Source organism: Kitasatospora sp. NPDC015121 (assembly GCF_055562955.1).
In genome coordinates this window covers 310,587-323,408 of sequence record NZ_JBVHEH010000001.1, presented here as the reverse complement: position 1 = coordinate 323,408, position 12,822 = coordinate 310,587, and the positions used below count along the sequence as shown (strand labels likewise).

Below are 12,822 nucleotides of genomic sequence, written 5' to 3'. Positions count from 1 at the left end.
CGGTCAGCCGGTCAGCCGGCCAGCAGGTCGGCGGCCGCGCGCCGGCCGGAGCGGATCGCGCCTTCCAGCAGGCCGAAGAACTCGGTGCTGGTCTCGGTGCCCGCGAACCGCACCCGGCCGTGCGGGGCGGTCAGCGTCGGACCGAGCGCCGACCAGTCGCCCGGGCCGAACAGCGCGGCGTAACAGCCCCTGCTCCACGGCTCGTTGACCCAGTCGGTGACGTGGAAGCCGATCGGTTCGGGCAGCATCGGGAACAGCCGCCGGGCCTGCCCGACCGCCGCCGCCCGCTGCTCGTCCGGCGACAGGGCGGCGAAGCGGTGCGCCTCCGCGCCGGTGACGAAGCCGGTCAGCACGCCGGGGGAGCCCTCCGGCGGGGTGTCGTCCACGGTCGACAGCAGCGGGCCCGCCGCGTTCACCGACCAGCCGGACAGGCCGTGCTCCCGCCACACCGGCTCCGGGAAGACCAGGTTCAGCTTCACCGCGCAGCCCCGGCCGGTCCGCGAGGCGGCCCGCCGCACCGGCAGCTCCGGCCGGTACTCGATCGCGTCCGCGAGCAGCGGAGGCACCGCCACCACGGCCGCCTCCGCCGGGTAACTGCCCTGCGTGGTGCGGACGGTGACCCCGGCGTCGGACTGCTCGACGGACAGCACCGGCTCGGCGGTGCGCAGCACCCCGCCGGCGTCCAGCAGCCGCCGGGCCAGCCGCTCGCACAGCCGGTGCGCGCCGCCCGCCACCCGGTCCTGCTGCGCGCCGCCCGCGAAGGCGTTCAGGTAGCGCAGGCCGCCGCCCGAGCGCAGGTAGAAGGCCATGTGCAGGACCGACACCTTCGCCGGGTCGGCCGCCATCATCTCGCCCAGGAACAACGGGAAGAACAACCGGGCGTCCGGGTGGGCGAGTTGCTGCTCCGCCCAGTCGGCGGCGGTCAGCGCGTCCAGCCGTTCGGCGTCCGGCGTCAGCCAGGGCGCGTCCGGGCGGACGGCCGCCGCCAGCTCCTCCAACCGCTCGAACAGGTCGCCCAGCGCGACCGCGTTCAGTGGCGGGAAACGGCCGTCGACGGTGTTGGTGGCCGCGGCGGCGGGCCCGTCGGTGCCCAGCGCGAACCGGCTGGCGCCCCGCATGTCCGTCGGCGCGGTCTTCAGGTCGCAGGCCGCCAGCAGCGCGTGCAGCTCGGTGTGCCGGTCGCCCAGGTACGCGGCGCCCGCGTCGATCCATCGGCCCGGCGCTACCTCGATGCCCAGTGCCCGGCCGCCGACCCGCTCCCGGGCCTCCAGCACCGTCACCCGGACCCCCCGCTCGGCCAGCTCCACGGCGGCCGTCAGGCCGGCCAGGCCCGCGCCGACCACCACGACCGCACGCGGGACGCCGGGGGAGCCGGGGGAGCCGGGCACGCCGGGTGAGAGCGCGGCGGCGCTCACCGGGCGGCCGAGACGGTGGCGGTGTCGGCCGCGACGGTGTCGGCCGCGAGGATGGCGGTGGCGACGCGCGCGGCGAGGCCCGCCGGGGTCGGGTCGACGAGGAAGTCCTCGAAGGTCAGTTCGACGCCGTGGGCGCGCGCGACCGCGCTCAGCACCCGGGTGGCGACCAGCGAATCCCCGCCCAGCAGGAAGAAGTTGCCGTCCGCGGGCACCTCCGCCAGCTCCAGTACGCGGCGGAACACCGAGGTCAGCGAGTCGAGCAGCGCGGGGTCGGCGCTGGCGGGCGTGGCGGCGGGCATGGCGGCGGGCGTGTCGAGGCTCATCAGGGGTCTCCTTCGACCGGTGCGGGGTGCGCGTGGTCCGGTGGTGCCAGCGGTGCGTGGTGCGCGGTGCTGTGCGTGGACGGTCGTGCGGGGTGCTGCGGCGCGAGGTGCGGCGACGCGAGGTGCGGTGACGCGGGATGGTGCGGGGTGGTGCGGCGACGCGAGGTGCGGTGGCGCGGGATGGTGCGGGGTGGTGCGCGGTGCGGGAGGGGAGGGCTCAGGCGTGGGCGGGGGCGCCGCCGTGCAGGAGGTGCGAGGCGGCGCGGTCGATCTTGCCGCCGGCGGTGCGGGCCAGCTCCGGGACGACGGTCAGCCGGCTCGGGACGAGGTGGGCGGGCAGCGACTCGCGCAGGTGGCGCAGCAGCTCCTCGGCGGTCGGCGGCGCCGGGTCGGCCCCGCGGTCGGTCCCGCCGGTGCGCGGGACGACGTAGGCGACCAGGGCGGTGCGCCCGGCCAGGGTGGTCGCGGTGACCGCCGCCAGCCCCACCCGGGGGTGGGCGCCCAGCGCGGTCTCGACCTCGCCCGGGTCGACCCGGATGCCGCGGATCTTGACCTCGTGGTCGATCCGCCCCCGGTGGGTCAGCACCCCGTCCGCCGCCCGGGAGACCCGGTCGCCGGTGCGGAACCAGCGCCGGCCGGCCCGTTCGACGAACCGTTCGGCGGTGACCTCCGGCAGGCCGGGGTAGCCGGCCGCGAGCGCGGCGCCGCCGATCAGCAACTCGTCCTCGGGGCCGATCAGTTCCTCCACGTGCGGCAGGGCGCGGCCGATCGGCGCGCGGGTGGCCGCGTCCCACGGGCGGCCCGGCTCCGGGGTGTCGGGGCCGAGCAGGTCCACCGCGTGGGTGATCAGGGTGGTCTCGGTGCAGCCGTAGGTGTTCAGCAGCCGGATCCGGGCGCTGTCCGGCAGTCGGCTCCAGTCCGCCAGCCGGGCCGGGTCGGCGGCCTCGCCGCCGATCACCACCAGCCTCACGCAGGCAGGCAGTTCGGCGTCCGGTCCGTCCTCGGTGAGGTGCAGCACCAGTTCGTGCCAGAACGCGGTGGGCAGGTCGAGCACGGTGATGCCGCGCCGCTCCACCGCCCGCAGCAGCCGGCGGAAGGAGGCCGAGTGGGCCTCCGGCTCGAACACCAGCCGGGCGCCGGAGGTCAGGGTCGGCAGGATCTCCTCGAAGCAGGTGTCCCAGTTCAGCGAGGCGAACTGCAGGACCCGGTCCTCCGGGTCCACCCCGAACAGCCCGCGCAGCGAGCCGACCACCGCCGAGATCGCCCCGCGCGGCGTCAGCACCGGCTTCGGCCGCCCGGTCGAGCCGGAGGTGAACAGCACGTACGCGGGATCGTCCGGCCCAGTCCCGACGGCGGGTGGACGGGCCTGCCGCCCGTCCGCCGCCGCCACCGCTTCGAGCGGCGGCGGGACGTGCGACAGCCCCAGCAGCGCGGCCTGTTCGGCCGACCCCACCAGCGTGGCGCAGCCGGCCGCGGCGACCATCCGGCGCTGTCGTTCGGCCGGGAAGGCCGGGTCGAGCGGAACGTAGGCGCCGCCCGCCGCGAGGATGCCCAGCAGGGCGACCACGGTGTCCGGCGCGTGTCCGGCGGACACGGCCACGGGGCCCGGCCGGTCACCCAGCGCATTCGCCAACCGGCTGACGGACAGCGCGAGTTGGCGGTAGCTGAGGGTGTGCTCGGGAGACTCGATCGCGGTTCGTTCGGGATACCGGAGGGCGGTTTCCGCGAACGCGTCCAACAGATCGGAACCCGGTCTGCTGACGCCGCCGTTCTTTGACATGCCCGCTCCAAGAAAATGCCCAGAGGTGCCCGTCCGTGCTTCGGCGAACCGGGACTCTACCTTCCGCGATCCGGGCCCACAATGGCCCCCGGGCGCGTTATCCGGGGGATCCGTGATCGACCTGTGAACGCCCTCCACCTGCTCCTTGATCACGTTCCGTGATCAACTCGTTCGCACTGGTGCAGACCTTCGGGCGGCGCCCCGGCGCGGCCACGAGGGCTGCGCCGACGACGGAATGACGGTGCGTCAGCGAACCGGAGACCCTTTCCGGAAAGCCGCCCGGGTGGGGTGGCGGTACGGGTATTCGCGATACCAGGCCCTGCCGAGCCCACTTGCTTGGTGTCCGAACACACTTTTACCGGGGCGAGCCCGATCGCCGGATTCCCCGGGCGGCGGACGCCCCCGGCAAACCGGCCGGAGGCCCGTCCTCCGGTCACCCCCCGTCGCTTCCGGAGGTGCTCGGCCCGCACCCGACCGCCAGACGCCTCGTACACCTGTTCGTGACGCACCGTGACGGTCGGCGGTAGCATCTCCCGGATGACGCCCACCGCACTGCTGGTCGACGCCGCCGTCCTCGGCTCCACCGGGGCCGCCCTGCTGCTCGGCCCGGCCGCCGCCACCCGCCCGGCATCCGCCGACACCGGCGGTGCCCGCCCCGGGCGGGCCCTGCGGCCGGAGGTGCTGCTGGCGGCGGTGACCGCGCTGCTCTACCTCAACCAACTCCTCTGCTCCGCCTACCTGCTGAGGGCGCACGGCGGCGACGCCGGCTACGTCACCCGCTACCTGCCGCCCGGCTGGTTCGCCGAACCCACCGGCCACCCGATCGTCCGGGCCCTGGCCGCGCACCTGCCCGCGCCCGGACTGTTCGCCCCGACCGTGCTGCGGGTGCAGGCCTTCCTGGAACTGCCGTTCGTCCTGGCCGCCTACGCGACGGTGCTGGCCCGGCTCAGCCCCGCGCTGCTGCGCCGCGTCCTCGGCTCACCCGCCCGGCTCGGGGCCGCCGCCGCCTCGTACACCCTGGTGTTCGGCACCGTCGAATGGGCGCTGTACAACCCCTGGACCCTCCAGGACGTGGCGCTCCGGGTGCTCTCCGCCCTGTGCACCACCCCGCTCCTGCTGCGCGTCGCCCGCCGCGCCCCCGGCCCCGAACGGCGGCAGGACACCCTCGGGTTGCTGCGCTTCACCGCCGAACTGTGGGCCGTCGGCACCCTGGTGATGGTCGTCTACGACACCGCGCTGCTCTACAACCTCAGCCACCTGCCCGGCCGTTGGCCCGAAGCGGCGCTCGCCCTCGCGGTCCTCGCCGCCACCGCGTACGACCGCCGCCCCGCCGCACCGGAACCCGGCCCCGGCACCGCCGCGTTCGCCGTCCTGCTGGGCCGCGCCCTCGCACTGTTCCTGGTCCCCGCGCTGGCCGTCCGCTACGGCCTCGGCTTCGCCCACCCGCAACTCCCGGCCGCAGCAACGCTGCTGCTCGCCCTCGCCGCCCTCCGCCACCCCCGGATCCGGGCCGCCGCCGCCCCGCTCGCCCTCGCCGGCGCGGCCGGCCTCGCCGCCGGGTACCTCGCCCTGCACCTGCGCCACGACACCCACTCCGAGAGCGGCCTGCTCCGCGCCATCACCGCGCTCCCCGCCACCGCCGCCCTGCTGCTGGGCCTCACCGACCGCCGCCGCGCCGCCTCCGCCGCCTCCGCCTCCGACTGCCCGAAGTCGGCCCCGGACCGTCCCGAACGCCCTACCATGGGGCGTCACTTGCCGCCCCGACTCCGCCGCGCGGCGCGGCCCGCCCGCCCCGCGCGGCCCGGCCCCGGACGAGAGCCGCCACCATGACCGCACACCACCCGCCCCCGCCCGGCGGGCAGCCGCCCCACCCCGGACACCTGCCCCACCCCGGGCACCTGCCCCCGCCCTACCCGCCGCCGCCGGTCCGGCGCCCGACGGGGAGGTGGTACCTCGTCGCCATGGTCTGCTCGTTCGGCCTGCTGACACCGCTGCCCTTCCTGCACGCGGCCGCCCGGTTGAACCGCCGTGCCCTGCGGATCCGCGCGGCGGTCTACGCCGTGCTCGTCGTGCTGCTGTTCACGCTCGAATCCCTCGTCCCGAAGGACGCGCAGGGCCACGTCACGGGCGGGGCGGGCAACGCGCTGGAGGGGCTGTGGGTGCTCGGCCTGATCGGGCTCGTCACGTCCGCCTGGGTGCAGATCGCCCCGGTCCGCCGCGAGGTGTACGGCCTGGCCGCCCCGCCCGTCCCGCCGCCGGCCGGCCCCGGCTCCGCCGACCCGGTGGTGGCGGCCCGCCTCGCCGCCCGGGCCCGGCGCGAGGAGGCCCGGGCCCTGGTCGCGCGGGACACCGTGATGGCGCACGAACTGCGGATCGGCCGCCCCGACCTGACCGGCCCCTACGACGACGGCGGCCTGGTCGACCTCAACTCCGCCCCCGCCGAGGTGATCTCCGCCCACTGCTCGCTCCCGCCCGAGACGGCCGCCCGGGTGGTCCGGGCCCGCGAGGAGCTCGGCCAGTTCCGGACCGTCGACGAGGTGGCGGTGTACGCCGAACTCGCCGAGGGCGAGACCGCCCGGGTCAAGGAGTACGCGGTGTTCCTGCCGAAGTGACCGGACGGCCCGCCCGGCGAGCAGTGCGGCGCCCCCGCGCCGCACCGGCAGCCCGCGTCCGGCGTCCGTGCGGTGACGGTGCGGTGCACCCGCCGACAACCGCCACGGAATTCGGCCCGGCCCGCCGGACCCGCCCCGCCCCTGGACGGAGCTCCGCCCGGCGGAGCTGGCAGGATGGCCGCGTGGACCACGACACCGCCCCGACCCGGGCCGAGCAGGTGCGCCTGTACCTCGACACCCTGCGGGCCCGGATGGACCCCGCCGAGTTCCGGGTGCTGGGCCGGATCCTGCCCGGCGCCGTCGCGTCGCTGGCGACCCCCGACGCCGACCACTTCATCGACGTCCCGGCCGAGGACCGGCCCAACCTCACCCCCGAGGTCAAGGACGAACTCCTCGCCGTCCTCTCCATCGTCGCCACCGGCACCATGGAGCACCACATCGTCGACCTCGGCGACGGCGCCACCACCGCACTGGACACCGGCGCCGCCGCCGACCCGGAAGCCGTCCGCCGGATGCGCGACTGGGCCGCCCGCCGACGCGAAGGGCGGGTCCCCGCCGAGCAGGACTGACCGGCCTCCGGACGGGAGCACCCTCCGCCCCCGCCCCGCGCCCCGGCCTCGCCTGGCCGCCGGCGTCGGCCTGCTCGCGCGGAGACCACCGGGGCACCAGCCGTATCGGCTTGTCGACGGTCTCCGCGGGCCGGCGTGACGGCATCCGGAGGTCAGGGTGTGGCGCGGCCCCCGGGGCCGGCGAGTTCGGCGCGGAGCTCGCCGAGGATCTCCCTGGCGCGTGCGGTGTAGGGGTGGTCCGGGCCCAGCGTCTCCTCGCGGCCCGTGACCGCCTCAGCCATCAGATCGACGGCCTCCGACACGTGGCCGGCGGCCGCCCTCGTCCGGGCCTGCAGCAGCTGGGCTGAGACGGTGACCGGATGGCGCGGTCCGTACAGCCGCCGGTAGTCGGCGAGCAGGGCGGCAACGAGACGGTCGGCGTCCTGGGCCCGGTCGCCGAGCCGCCAGAGGGCGTAGGCGTGGTTGTGCCGGCTGATCAACGTCACCGCGTGCTCGGCGCCCAGACGGCGCAGGCAGTCGGTGGGCAGGTCGAGCTCCACCTCCCGGCGCAGTTCGTCCCCGGCGAGGTACTCCAGCCGGTCGGCGCGGGTGCGCAGGGTGAGCGGGTGGTCCGGTCCGAGGACGCGCGCACGTCCTCGGGCGGCGCGGGCGAGCAGGGCGTGCGCCTCCTCGTGGTGTCCTTCGAGTTGGTGGAGGCCGAACTGCAGGGCGTGGACGCTCTCCAGGGTGTCCGGGTGGTCCGGTCCGAGGAGGCGTTCGCGGATGCCCAGGACCCGGCGGTGCAGGGCCACGGCGGCGGCGAACCGGCCGAGCCGGAACAGCGCGCGGCCCTCACGGGTGCGGGCGGCGAGGGCGGTGTCGTGCTCGGCCCCGAGGCGGGCCTCGGCGAGGTCCCCGCAGGCGCGGGCGAGTTCGTGGGCGGCCAGGTACTCGCCTGAGCGGTGCAGGGCGGTGGCGAGCCGAACCGTGGTGCCGAGGGCGGACGCGAGGGTTTCGGAGGTGGTGGTGTGCCGCAGCAACGCGGTGCAGTGCGGTGTGAGCTGTTCGAGGTACGGGTCGCGCGGGCCCCTGGTGGGATTCGCCGGGATCGCCCCGTCGAGCCGGGCGGCCGCGGCGGCCAGCAGCTCCTCGCGGCGGGCGGGCGGGGTGCGGCGGGCGACGCTGTCGAGCACGATGCCGTGGGTGCGCAGGTAGCGGACGCCGTTGTGGCCCAGGTCCGTGAGGGAGTGGTCGAGGAGGCCGCGCAGGGCGGGGTCCACGCGCGACTGGGGCAGGCCGGGCACGGGAGCGGGGCCGGTCAGCAGCCGCAGGGGGAGCGGGTCGGGGCTCCAGCAGGCGAGCAGTCGCAACAGGGTGGTGGCCTCCGGCAGGCCCCGCGCGGCAAGCGCGTCCAGGGAGAGCTGCCAGGTGCTGCCGAGCAGCAGTCGCTCGTCGCCGACGTCCGGGTGGGCGCTGTCGTGGAGGGCGCTGAGTCCGTGCCCGTCGTCGAGGCTGCGGTCGTAGTCGGCCAGGGTCCAGGGGTCGAGCACCTGGTTGGCGAGGAAGCCGCCGGCCAGGGTCAGGGCGAGCGGCAGCCGCCCGAGCCGGTCGGCTATCCGCTCGGCCTCCTCGACGGATCCGGCCTGCGGGGCGAGGTCGTGGAGCACCTGGGCGGCCTCCCGCCGGGGCAGCACCCCGACGTGCAACAGTTCGGCCCCCGGCCACCAGCGGACGGCAGCCTGGCGGGTGGTCACCACCACCACCCCGGACGGGCTGCCGCGCAGCCAGCCGCCCGCCTGGAGCACCGCGGGGTCGTCGGCGTTGTCCAGGACGAGCAGCCACGGCCGGTCCGAGCGGTCGAGACGGTCCCACACGAGGTCCGCGCAGGGCCGCAGGCCGCTGCGGGCCGCGACGAGTTCCCCCTCCAGGGCGCCCCGGTCGGCGGCGACGGCGAGCATCCCCGAACGCAGGCCGGCCGCGTCGGAGGCGTTCACCCACAGGCAGACCCGGTCGGCGGCCTCGGCGGCGTGCCGGAAGACGGCGTGGGCGACGGCGGTCTTGCCCGTGCCGCCGAGACCGTGCAGGACGTGCACGGTGCCGGCCCGGCCGGGCGCGACGGCCGCCCGCAACTGGGCCATCAGCTCGGTGCGGTCGCGCAGGACCAGCGGGGTGCGGCCGCCGACGGGCCGGCGTACGGAGTCCGGCCCGTGCCACTCCGGCGCGGCGTGGTGGTGCTCGGTGATGTGGAGGTCGCCGGCCGCCTGGTAGACCCGGCCGTTCCCCTCGGCCCGACCGCTCATCCGCTCCTCAGCCGTCACGGCAGCGGCCGCTCGGTGACGTGGATCGAGTGGCCGGCCTGGTAGACACGGGCGCTCCCGGAAGCCTGTGCGTTCTGGGTCACCGTCCCGGGGGCGGCCTGCGGCAGCTGCGGGGCGAGCTCGTCGAGCAGCGCGCGCAGCCCCGCGGCGGCTTCCGGGTCGGCGGCGAGCAGCCGGCGGATCCGCCCCTGCCACTCGGCACGCAGCTCGTCCTCGACCAAGCCGTCGCCGCCCCCTTGGGCGTCGGCGAGGTCGACCCGGGTCGCGTCCGCCTCGGCGGCCACCGCCTCGGCCCGCTCGGGATGGGAGCGGCGCCACAACGCGACCAGGCCGTCGCGGGCCTGCTGCCACAGGTCGGTGGACAGTGCAGTGACGATGGCGCTCGCGGCGCTGCCGGCGAGCACGAGGAGCTCAGGATCCATTCTTCCCCCGGATCTGGACCGTGATCTGACGTCTGGTCGGGGAATTGTAACGGGGCCGGCGGCCGCACCACCGGCCGCGGACCGCAGTGCGCGCGCTCCGGCGGGTTCGGACCGGTGGCCGGTGGCGGGAGGCGCCGGGCGAGTTCAGGGCCTGGTCGACGGTTCACAACCGCCTCCGGCAGGGGAGGGACGCCGACGTCTTCGACTCCCTGCCTCCATGAACCGGATCAACGGCCTCACCCGAACCGGCCTGTGATCACGGCTGGTTGCGGGACCGGTCGCGAGGTCAGGCGGTCAGCGCCGCAAGCTCAGCGTTGGCGCGCTCGGTGACCAGGGCGAGGACGCGGCCGGCGGCGGTCAGGTCCTCGGCGGGTATCCCGCCCCAGATGCGGGCTGAGACGGGAGCGGTCTCCGCGCCGGTGGCGGCGAGCAGTTCGCGCCCCGCGTCCGTCGGGCGCAGGTGCGTGCCGTCCGCCACCAGCAGCCGCTGGGCCAGCAGTTCGTCGACGGTGGCGCGGATGTCGGCCGGATCGGCCTTGAGGAAGCCCTGGACCTGGGCGACGAGGTCGTCCGGCGTCTGCGGGGTCTCGGTGGTGAGGGCGGCGCGCAGGGTGACCTGCTGCTGGAACGTGGCGCCGTACCGGGCCAGGACGTGCTCCAGGACGCTGCGGGCGGCGTAGTGGGCCAGGGCGAGGGCGCGGGCATCGGCGACGGGCGCGGTAGCGGTGGGCGTGATGGCGGTCATGGCGTTCTCCTCCGAGTGCTCTGGTCGTTCGGTGCGGATGGAGCGAGGGGGACGTCGAGCAGGGCCGTCAGCTCGTCGGTGAACGCCTGCGTCCCCGGGGCGTCGAGGCCGCCGAGCGGCTCCAGCAGTTGCTGGAGCAGTCCCTGGACCATCGCGATGGCCTGCCGCGTGACAGCCCGTCCTTGCTCGGTGAGGGCGAGCTGTACGGCGCGGGGGTCGCGGGGGTCGCGGGTGCGCTCGATCAGACCGGCCGACTCCAGGGCGCGCGCCAGCTTCGAGACGTACAGCGCCTCCAGGCCGGTGTGGTCGGCGAGCCGGCGCTGGCTGGGCCGCTCGCCGGCGCGCTGCATGCCGTGCAGCGACGCGACCAACACGTACTGCGCGTGGGTGAGGCCCAGCGGAGCCACCGCGCGGTCGACCGCGACGCGCCACTTGTTGGCGAGTCGCCAGACCAGGAAGCCGGGCGTGGGGCCCGGTGAACCCTTGCTCATGGCGAATAGAGTACATGGCTACTATGTCCATGGCTACTATCTTCCGGCGGGACCGCCCCTGCCCCGTCGCATGATCACGACCAGATGCAGGCCCTAGTTGGGGGCCCGGTCCTCGTCGTCGTCGACATCGCCGAGGTGCAGCGGAGCCGGGCCGGGGCCGTCGCGGAGCAGGTCGGCCAGGCGGGGGCCCAGCAGGCGGGGGCGGATGACCTGGTCGGTGGCGGCCAACTCGGCGACGGTCCACCAGTGGTGGCCGAACCGGGCCTCGCCGGGGTCGACCCGGACGGTGGCGGTCTCGGCGGGGGCGAGGCGGAGCAGGCGGTACTCCTCCCACTGGCGGAAGGGGCGGCCGTCGAAGGTGAACGTGGTGCGGCGGGTCCAGACCACCGGGCCGAGGCGTTCGGGGGGCAGGACCAGCGCGGTCTCCTCGCGCAGCTCCCGGACGGCGGCGGTCAGCGCGTCCTCGCCCTCGTCCACGCCGCCGCCGACGGTGAACCACCAACGGCCGCCGCCCGGGCGCGGGTCGCGGGAGCAGAGCAGCAGCAGGCGGTCCCGGTCGTCGAGCAGCAGGATGCGGGAGGTGTCCCGGCGGGCGGGCGCAGTGCCCCGGGGGTGCGACGTCATGGCGTCGACCCTAGTGGCCGGCGGCCCAACGGCCCCTGGGAGCCGTCGAGTCGGGGCGAGCCGCCGAGGGCCCGCCCCGGGTGTCGCGGGCGTCGCGGAGCGTCAGTCGGTGGGCTCCCAGGTCTCGTGCATCGAGGTGATGACGCCGCCGGCGTCCAGCTCGTAGATGAAGAGGTTGCCGCAGATGTCGGCGGGGTGGTCGTCCGGCTTGGAGGCGTCGAAGCAGGGCAGGTGGACCTTCGCGTAGTCGTCGTAGGAACCCTTCTTGGCCTCGTAGTGCGGGTACTGGCCGGAGGGGTTGAGGCCCTTCGTGAAGAAGGTGACGGAGGCGTTGGCGGAGAGCTTGTGGTACGAGGTGACGTTGCCGGTGATGTCGATGAACCGCCCGTACTGGCCGCATTCGACCTTCGCGGGGGTGCCCTTGAGCGGCTCCCCGGGGGCCGCGCCCTCGACCACGATGACGCGGTGGGTCTTGTAGAAGGCGGCGCAGCCGCCGACGTCCATGCTGGCCTTCTCGAACGCGCTCTCGTCGGCGGCGCTGACGGCCTGCAGGCCGGTGGGCGCGGCACCGGACTTGCCCGAACCGGCGGACGGCTTGGCCGAGTTGGTGGCGGCGGGCTTGGATGCGGCGCCGCTCGGCACGGCGGAACCGCTCGCGGCGGTGGTGGCGCCGGAGTCCGCGGCCTCCTCCGGCTCGCAGGCGGTGACGGTCAGGGCGGCGGTCAGCAGGGCTGCTGCGGCGGCGAGTTGACGGATGCGCATGCTGGTGTGGATCCCCCGTGAGACGGCTGTCGGTAGTGACGGTCCGAGAACATACCAATCCGCCGGGACACCGGCCGTCCCGGGGCGGCCCCGGCGGCGGGGGGTCGAGGCGGGCCGGGGGACGTCGGAGGCGAGGAGTCCGCCCAGGTGGCGGGGTCGGGACGGCGACCTGTCCGGCGTGCCGGGCGGGGTGCGGCTGTCCGGCGGGGAAGCTCTCCGGCGGCCAGGAGCCGTCCGGCACCAGCGCGTAGGACGCGCCGGCTCTCGGCGCCGACGGGAAGGCGGCAGGCGGCAGGCAGCGATGGGCGGTGGGCGGCGGGAAGCAGGTGAGCGCGGCGATGGCCCTGCGGGCCGCCCACTCCTGGAGCCGGGTGCCGGGCCGGGCCGGTGCGTCCAGCCGTAGCCCTCCCCGTTCCGGAAGCGGTGTCGTGCCGGACACGGCGGGACGCCCGCCCCGGCGGCCGTGGCGCGCACGCCGACGGGCGCGCCGGGCCTCGGGTGCCGACGGGAAGCCGGGAGGCGGCAGGCAGCTATGGGCGGTGGGCGGCGGGAAGCAGGTGAGCGCGGCGGCGGCCCTGCCGGCCGCCCACTCCGGCAGCCGGGTGCCGGGCCGGGCCGGTGCGTCCAGCCGTAGCCCTCCCCGTTCCGGAAGCGGTGTCGTGCCGGACACGGCGGGACGCCCGCCCCGGCGGCCGTGGCGTGCACGCCGACGGGCGCGCCGGGCCTCGGGTGCCGGCGATCCGGAGCAGCACCCCGGGGATCCGCCACCGCCGCCCCACCTG

At 76.1% G+C, this 12,822-nt stretch carries 12 protein-coding genes and 1 pseudogene; 4 read left to right on the top strand and 9 right to left on the bottom strand.

What is annotated here, in order from left to right; translation table 11 throughout:
- Positions 1-11: 11 nt before the first annotated feature.
- The 3 genes from ACZ3J7_RS01440 to ACZ3J7_RS01430 form a co-directional block, all read right to left on the bottom strand.
- Entirely contained in the window at positions 12-1,415 is a 1,404-nt protein-coding gene (locus tag ACZ3J7_RS01440; protein ID WP_465615637.1) for a flavin monoamine oxidase family protein, read from the bottom strand.
- Complete coding sequence (locus ACZ3J7_RS01435) at positions 1,412-1,738, bottom strand: phosphopantetheine-binding protein (RefSeq protein WP_465615635.1); 327 nt, start codon at positions 1,736-1,738, stop codon at positions 1,412-1,414. Before ACZ3J7_RS01435 ends, ACZ3J7_RS01440 begins: the two co-directional genes overlap by 4 nt.
- A 217-nt stretch (positions 1,739-1,955) precedes the next feature.
- Positions 1,956-3,518, bottom strand: coding sequence for an amino acid adenylation domain-containing protein (locus ACZ3J7_RS01430; protein WP_465615633.1), 1,563 nt, complete (start codon positions 3,516-3,518; stop codon positions 1,956-1,958).
- 537 nt (positions 3,519-4,055) lie between these two features.
- On the opposite strand from ACZ3J7_RS01430, the gene ACZ3J7_RS01425 reads away from it, so the two are divergent.
- The 3 genes from ACZ3J7_RS01425 to ACZ3J7_RS01415 all read left to right on the top strand — a co-directional run bounded on the left by ACZ3J7_RS01425 (position 4,056) and on the right by ACZ3J7_RS01415 (position 6,699).
- Complete coding sequence (locus tag ACZ3J7_RS01425; RefSeq protein ID WP_465615631.1) at positions 4,056-5,348, top strand: hypothetical protein; 1,293 nt, start codon at positions 4,056-4,058, stop codon at positions 5,346-5,348.
- Positions 5,345-6,130 (top strand): helix-hairpin-helix domain-containing protein, encoded by a 786-nt coding sequence (locus ACZ3J7_RS01420; protein WP_465615629.1) that lies wholly within the window; start codon positions 5,345-5,347, stop codon positions 6,128-6,130. Before ACZ3J7_RS01425 ends, ACZ3J7_RS01420 begins: the two co-directional genes overlap by 4 nt.
- Before the next feature lie 182 nt (positions 6,131-6,312).
- Positions 6,313-6,699: a hypothetical protein gene (locus ACZ3J7_RS01415; protein WP_465615627.1), complete on the top strand. Its 387-nt coding sequence runs from the start codon at positions 6,313-6,315 to the stop codon at positions 6,697-6,699.
- A 152-nt stretch (positions 6,700-6,851) separates the two neighbouring features.
- On the opposite strand, the gene ACZ3J7_RS01410 is transcribed toward ACZ3J7_RS01415, so the two are convergent.
- Together ACZ3J7_RS01410 and ACZ3J7_RS01405 are read right to left on the bottom strand one after the other, a co-directional pair.
- Entirely contained in the window at positions 6,852-8,978 is a 2,127-nt protein-coding gene (locus ACZ3J7_RS01410; RefSeq protein WP_465615625.1) for a tetratricopeptide repeat protein, read from the bottom strand.
- Positions 8,979-8,992: 14 nt separating this feature from the next.
- Positions 8,993-9,418 carry a hypothetical protein gene (locus tag ACZ3J7_RS01405; RefSeq protein WP_465615623.1) on the bottom strand — a complete coding sequence of 142 codons (426 nt, stop codon included), beginning with the start codon at positions 9,416-9,418 and terminating at the stop codon, positions 8,993-8,995.
- 65 nt (positions 9,419-9,483) lie between these two features.
- Between ACZ3J7_RS01405 and ACZ3J7_RS01400 the strand changes: the two are divergent.
- Positions 9,484-9,639: pseudogene (locus ACZ3J7_RS01400) on the top strand (transposase); the annotation flags it as partial.
- Between the two features lie 65 nt (positions 9,640-9,704).
- Here the strand turns inward: ACZ3J7_RS01400 and ACZ3J7_RS01395 are convergent.
- The 4 genes from ACZ3J7_RS01395 to ACZ3J7_RS01380 form a co-directional block, all read right to left on the bottom strand.
- Positions 9,705-10,163 (bottom strand): MarR family transcriptional regulator, encoded by a 459-nt coding sequence (locus ACZ3J7_RS01395; RefSeq protein WP_465615621.1) that lies wholly within the window; start codon positions 10,161-10,163, stop codon positions 9,705-9,707.
- A complete protein-coding gene (locus ACZ3J7_RS01390) occupies positions 10,160-10,654 on the bottom strand; it encodes a MarR family winged helix-turn-helix transcriptional regulator (RefSeq protein WP_465615619.1) in 495 nt (164 codons plus the stop codon). The genes ACZ3J7_RS01395 and ACZ3J7_RS01390 overlap by 4 nt, the downstream gene beginning before the upstream one ends.
- A gap of 93 nt (positions 10,655-10,747) precedes the next feature.
- Positions 10,748-11,278 (bottom strand): NUDIX hydrolase, encoded by a 531-nt coding sequence (locus ACZ3J7_RS01385; protein WP_465615617.1) that lies wholly within the window; start codon positions 11,276-11,278, stop codon positions 10,748-10,750.
- A 102-nt stretch (positions 11,279-11,380) separates the two neighbouring features.
- Positions 11,381-12,040, bottom strand: coding sequence for a hypothetical protein (locus tag ACZ3J7_RS01380; protein WP_465615615.1), 660 nt, complete (start codon positions 12,038-12,040; stop codon positions 11,381-11,383).
- Positions 12,041-12,822: the final 782 nt, after the last annotated feature.

Bases quoted from the DNA above. Each gene is read 5' to 3' on its own strand.
- ACZ3J7_RS01435 (WP_465615635.1), bottom strand. From the start codon at position 1,738: ATGAGCCTCGACACGCCCGCCGCCATGCCCGCCGCCACGCCCGCCAGC.
- ACZ3J7_RS01430 (WP_465615633.1), bottom strand. From the start codon at position 3,518: ATGTCAAAGAACGGCGGCGTCAGCAGACCGGGTTCCGATCTGTTGGAC.
- ACZ3J7_RS01425 (WP_465615631.1), top strand. From the start codon at position 4,056: ATGACGCCCACCGCACTGCTGGTCGACGCCGCCGTCCTCGGCTCCACC.
- ACZ3J7_RS01420 (WP_465615629.1), top strand. From the start codon at position 5,345: ATGACCGCACACCACCCGCCCCCGCCCGGCGGGCAGCCGCCCCACCCC.
- ACZ3J7_RS01410 (WP_465615625.1), bottom strand. From the start codon at position 8,978: ATGAGCGGTCGGGCCGAGGGGAACGGCCGGGTCTACCAGGCGGCCGGC.
- ACZ3J7_RS01405 (WP_465615623.1), bottom strand. From the start codon at position 9,418: ATGGATCCTGAGCTCCTCGTGCTCGCCGGCAGCGCCGCGAGCGCCATC.
- ACZ3J7_RS01395 (WP_465615621.1), bottom strand. From the start codon at position 10,163: ATGACCGCCATCACGCCCACCGCTACCGCGCCCGTCGCCGATGCCCGC.
- ACZ3J7_RS01390 (WP_465615619.1), bottom strand. From the start codon at position 10,654: ATGAGCAAGGGTTCACCGGGCCCCACGCCCGGCTTCCTGGTCTGGCGA.
- ACZ3J7_RS01385 (WP_465615617.1), bottom strand. From the start codon at position 11,278: ATGACGTCGCACCCCCGGGGCACTGCGCCCGCCCGCCGGGACACCTCC.
- ACZ3J7_RS01380 (WP_465615615.1), bottom strand. From the start codon at position 12,040: ATGCGCATCCGTCAACTCGCCGCCGCAGCAGCCCTGCTGACCGCCGCC.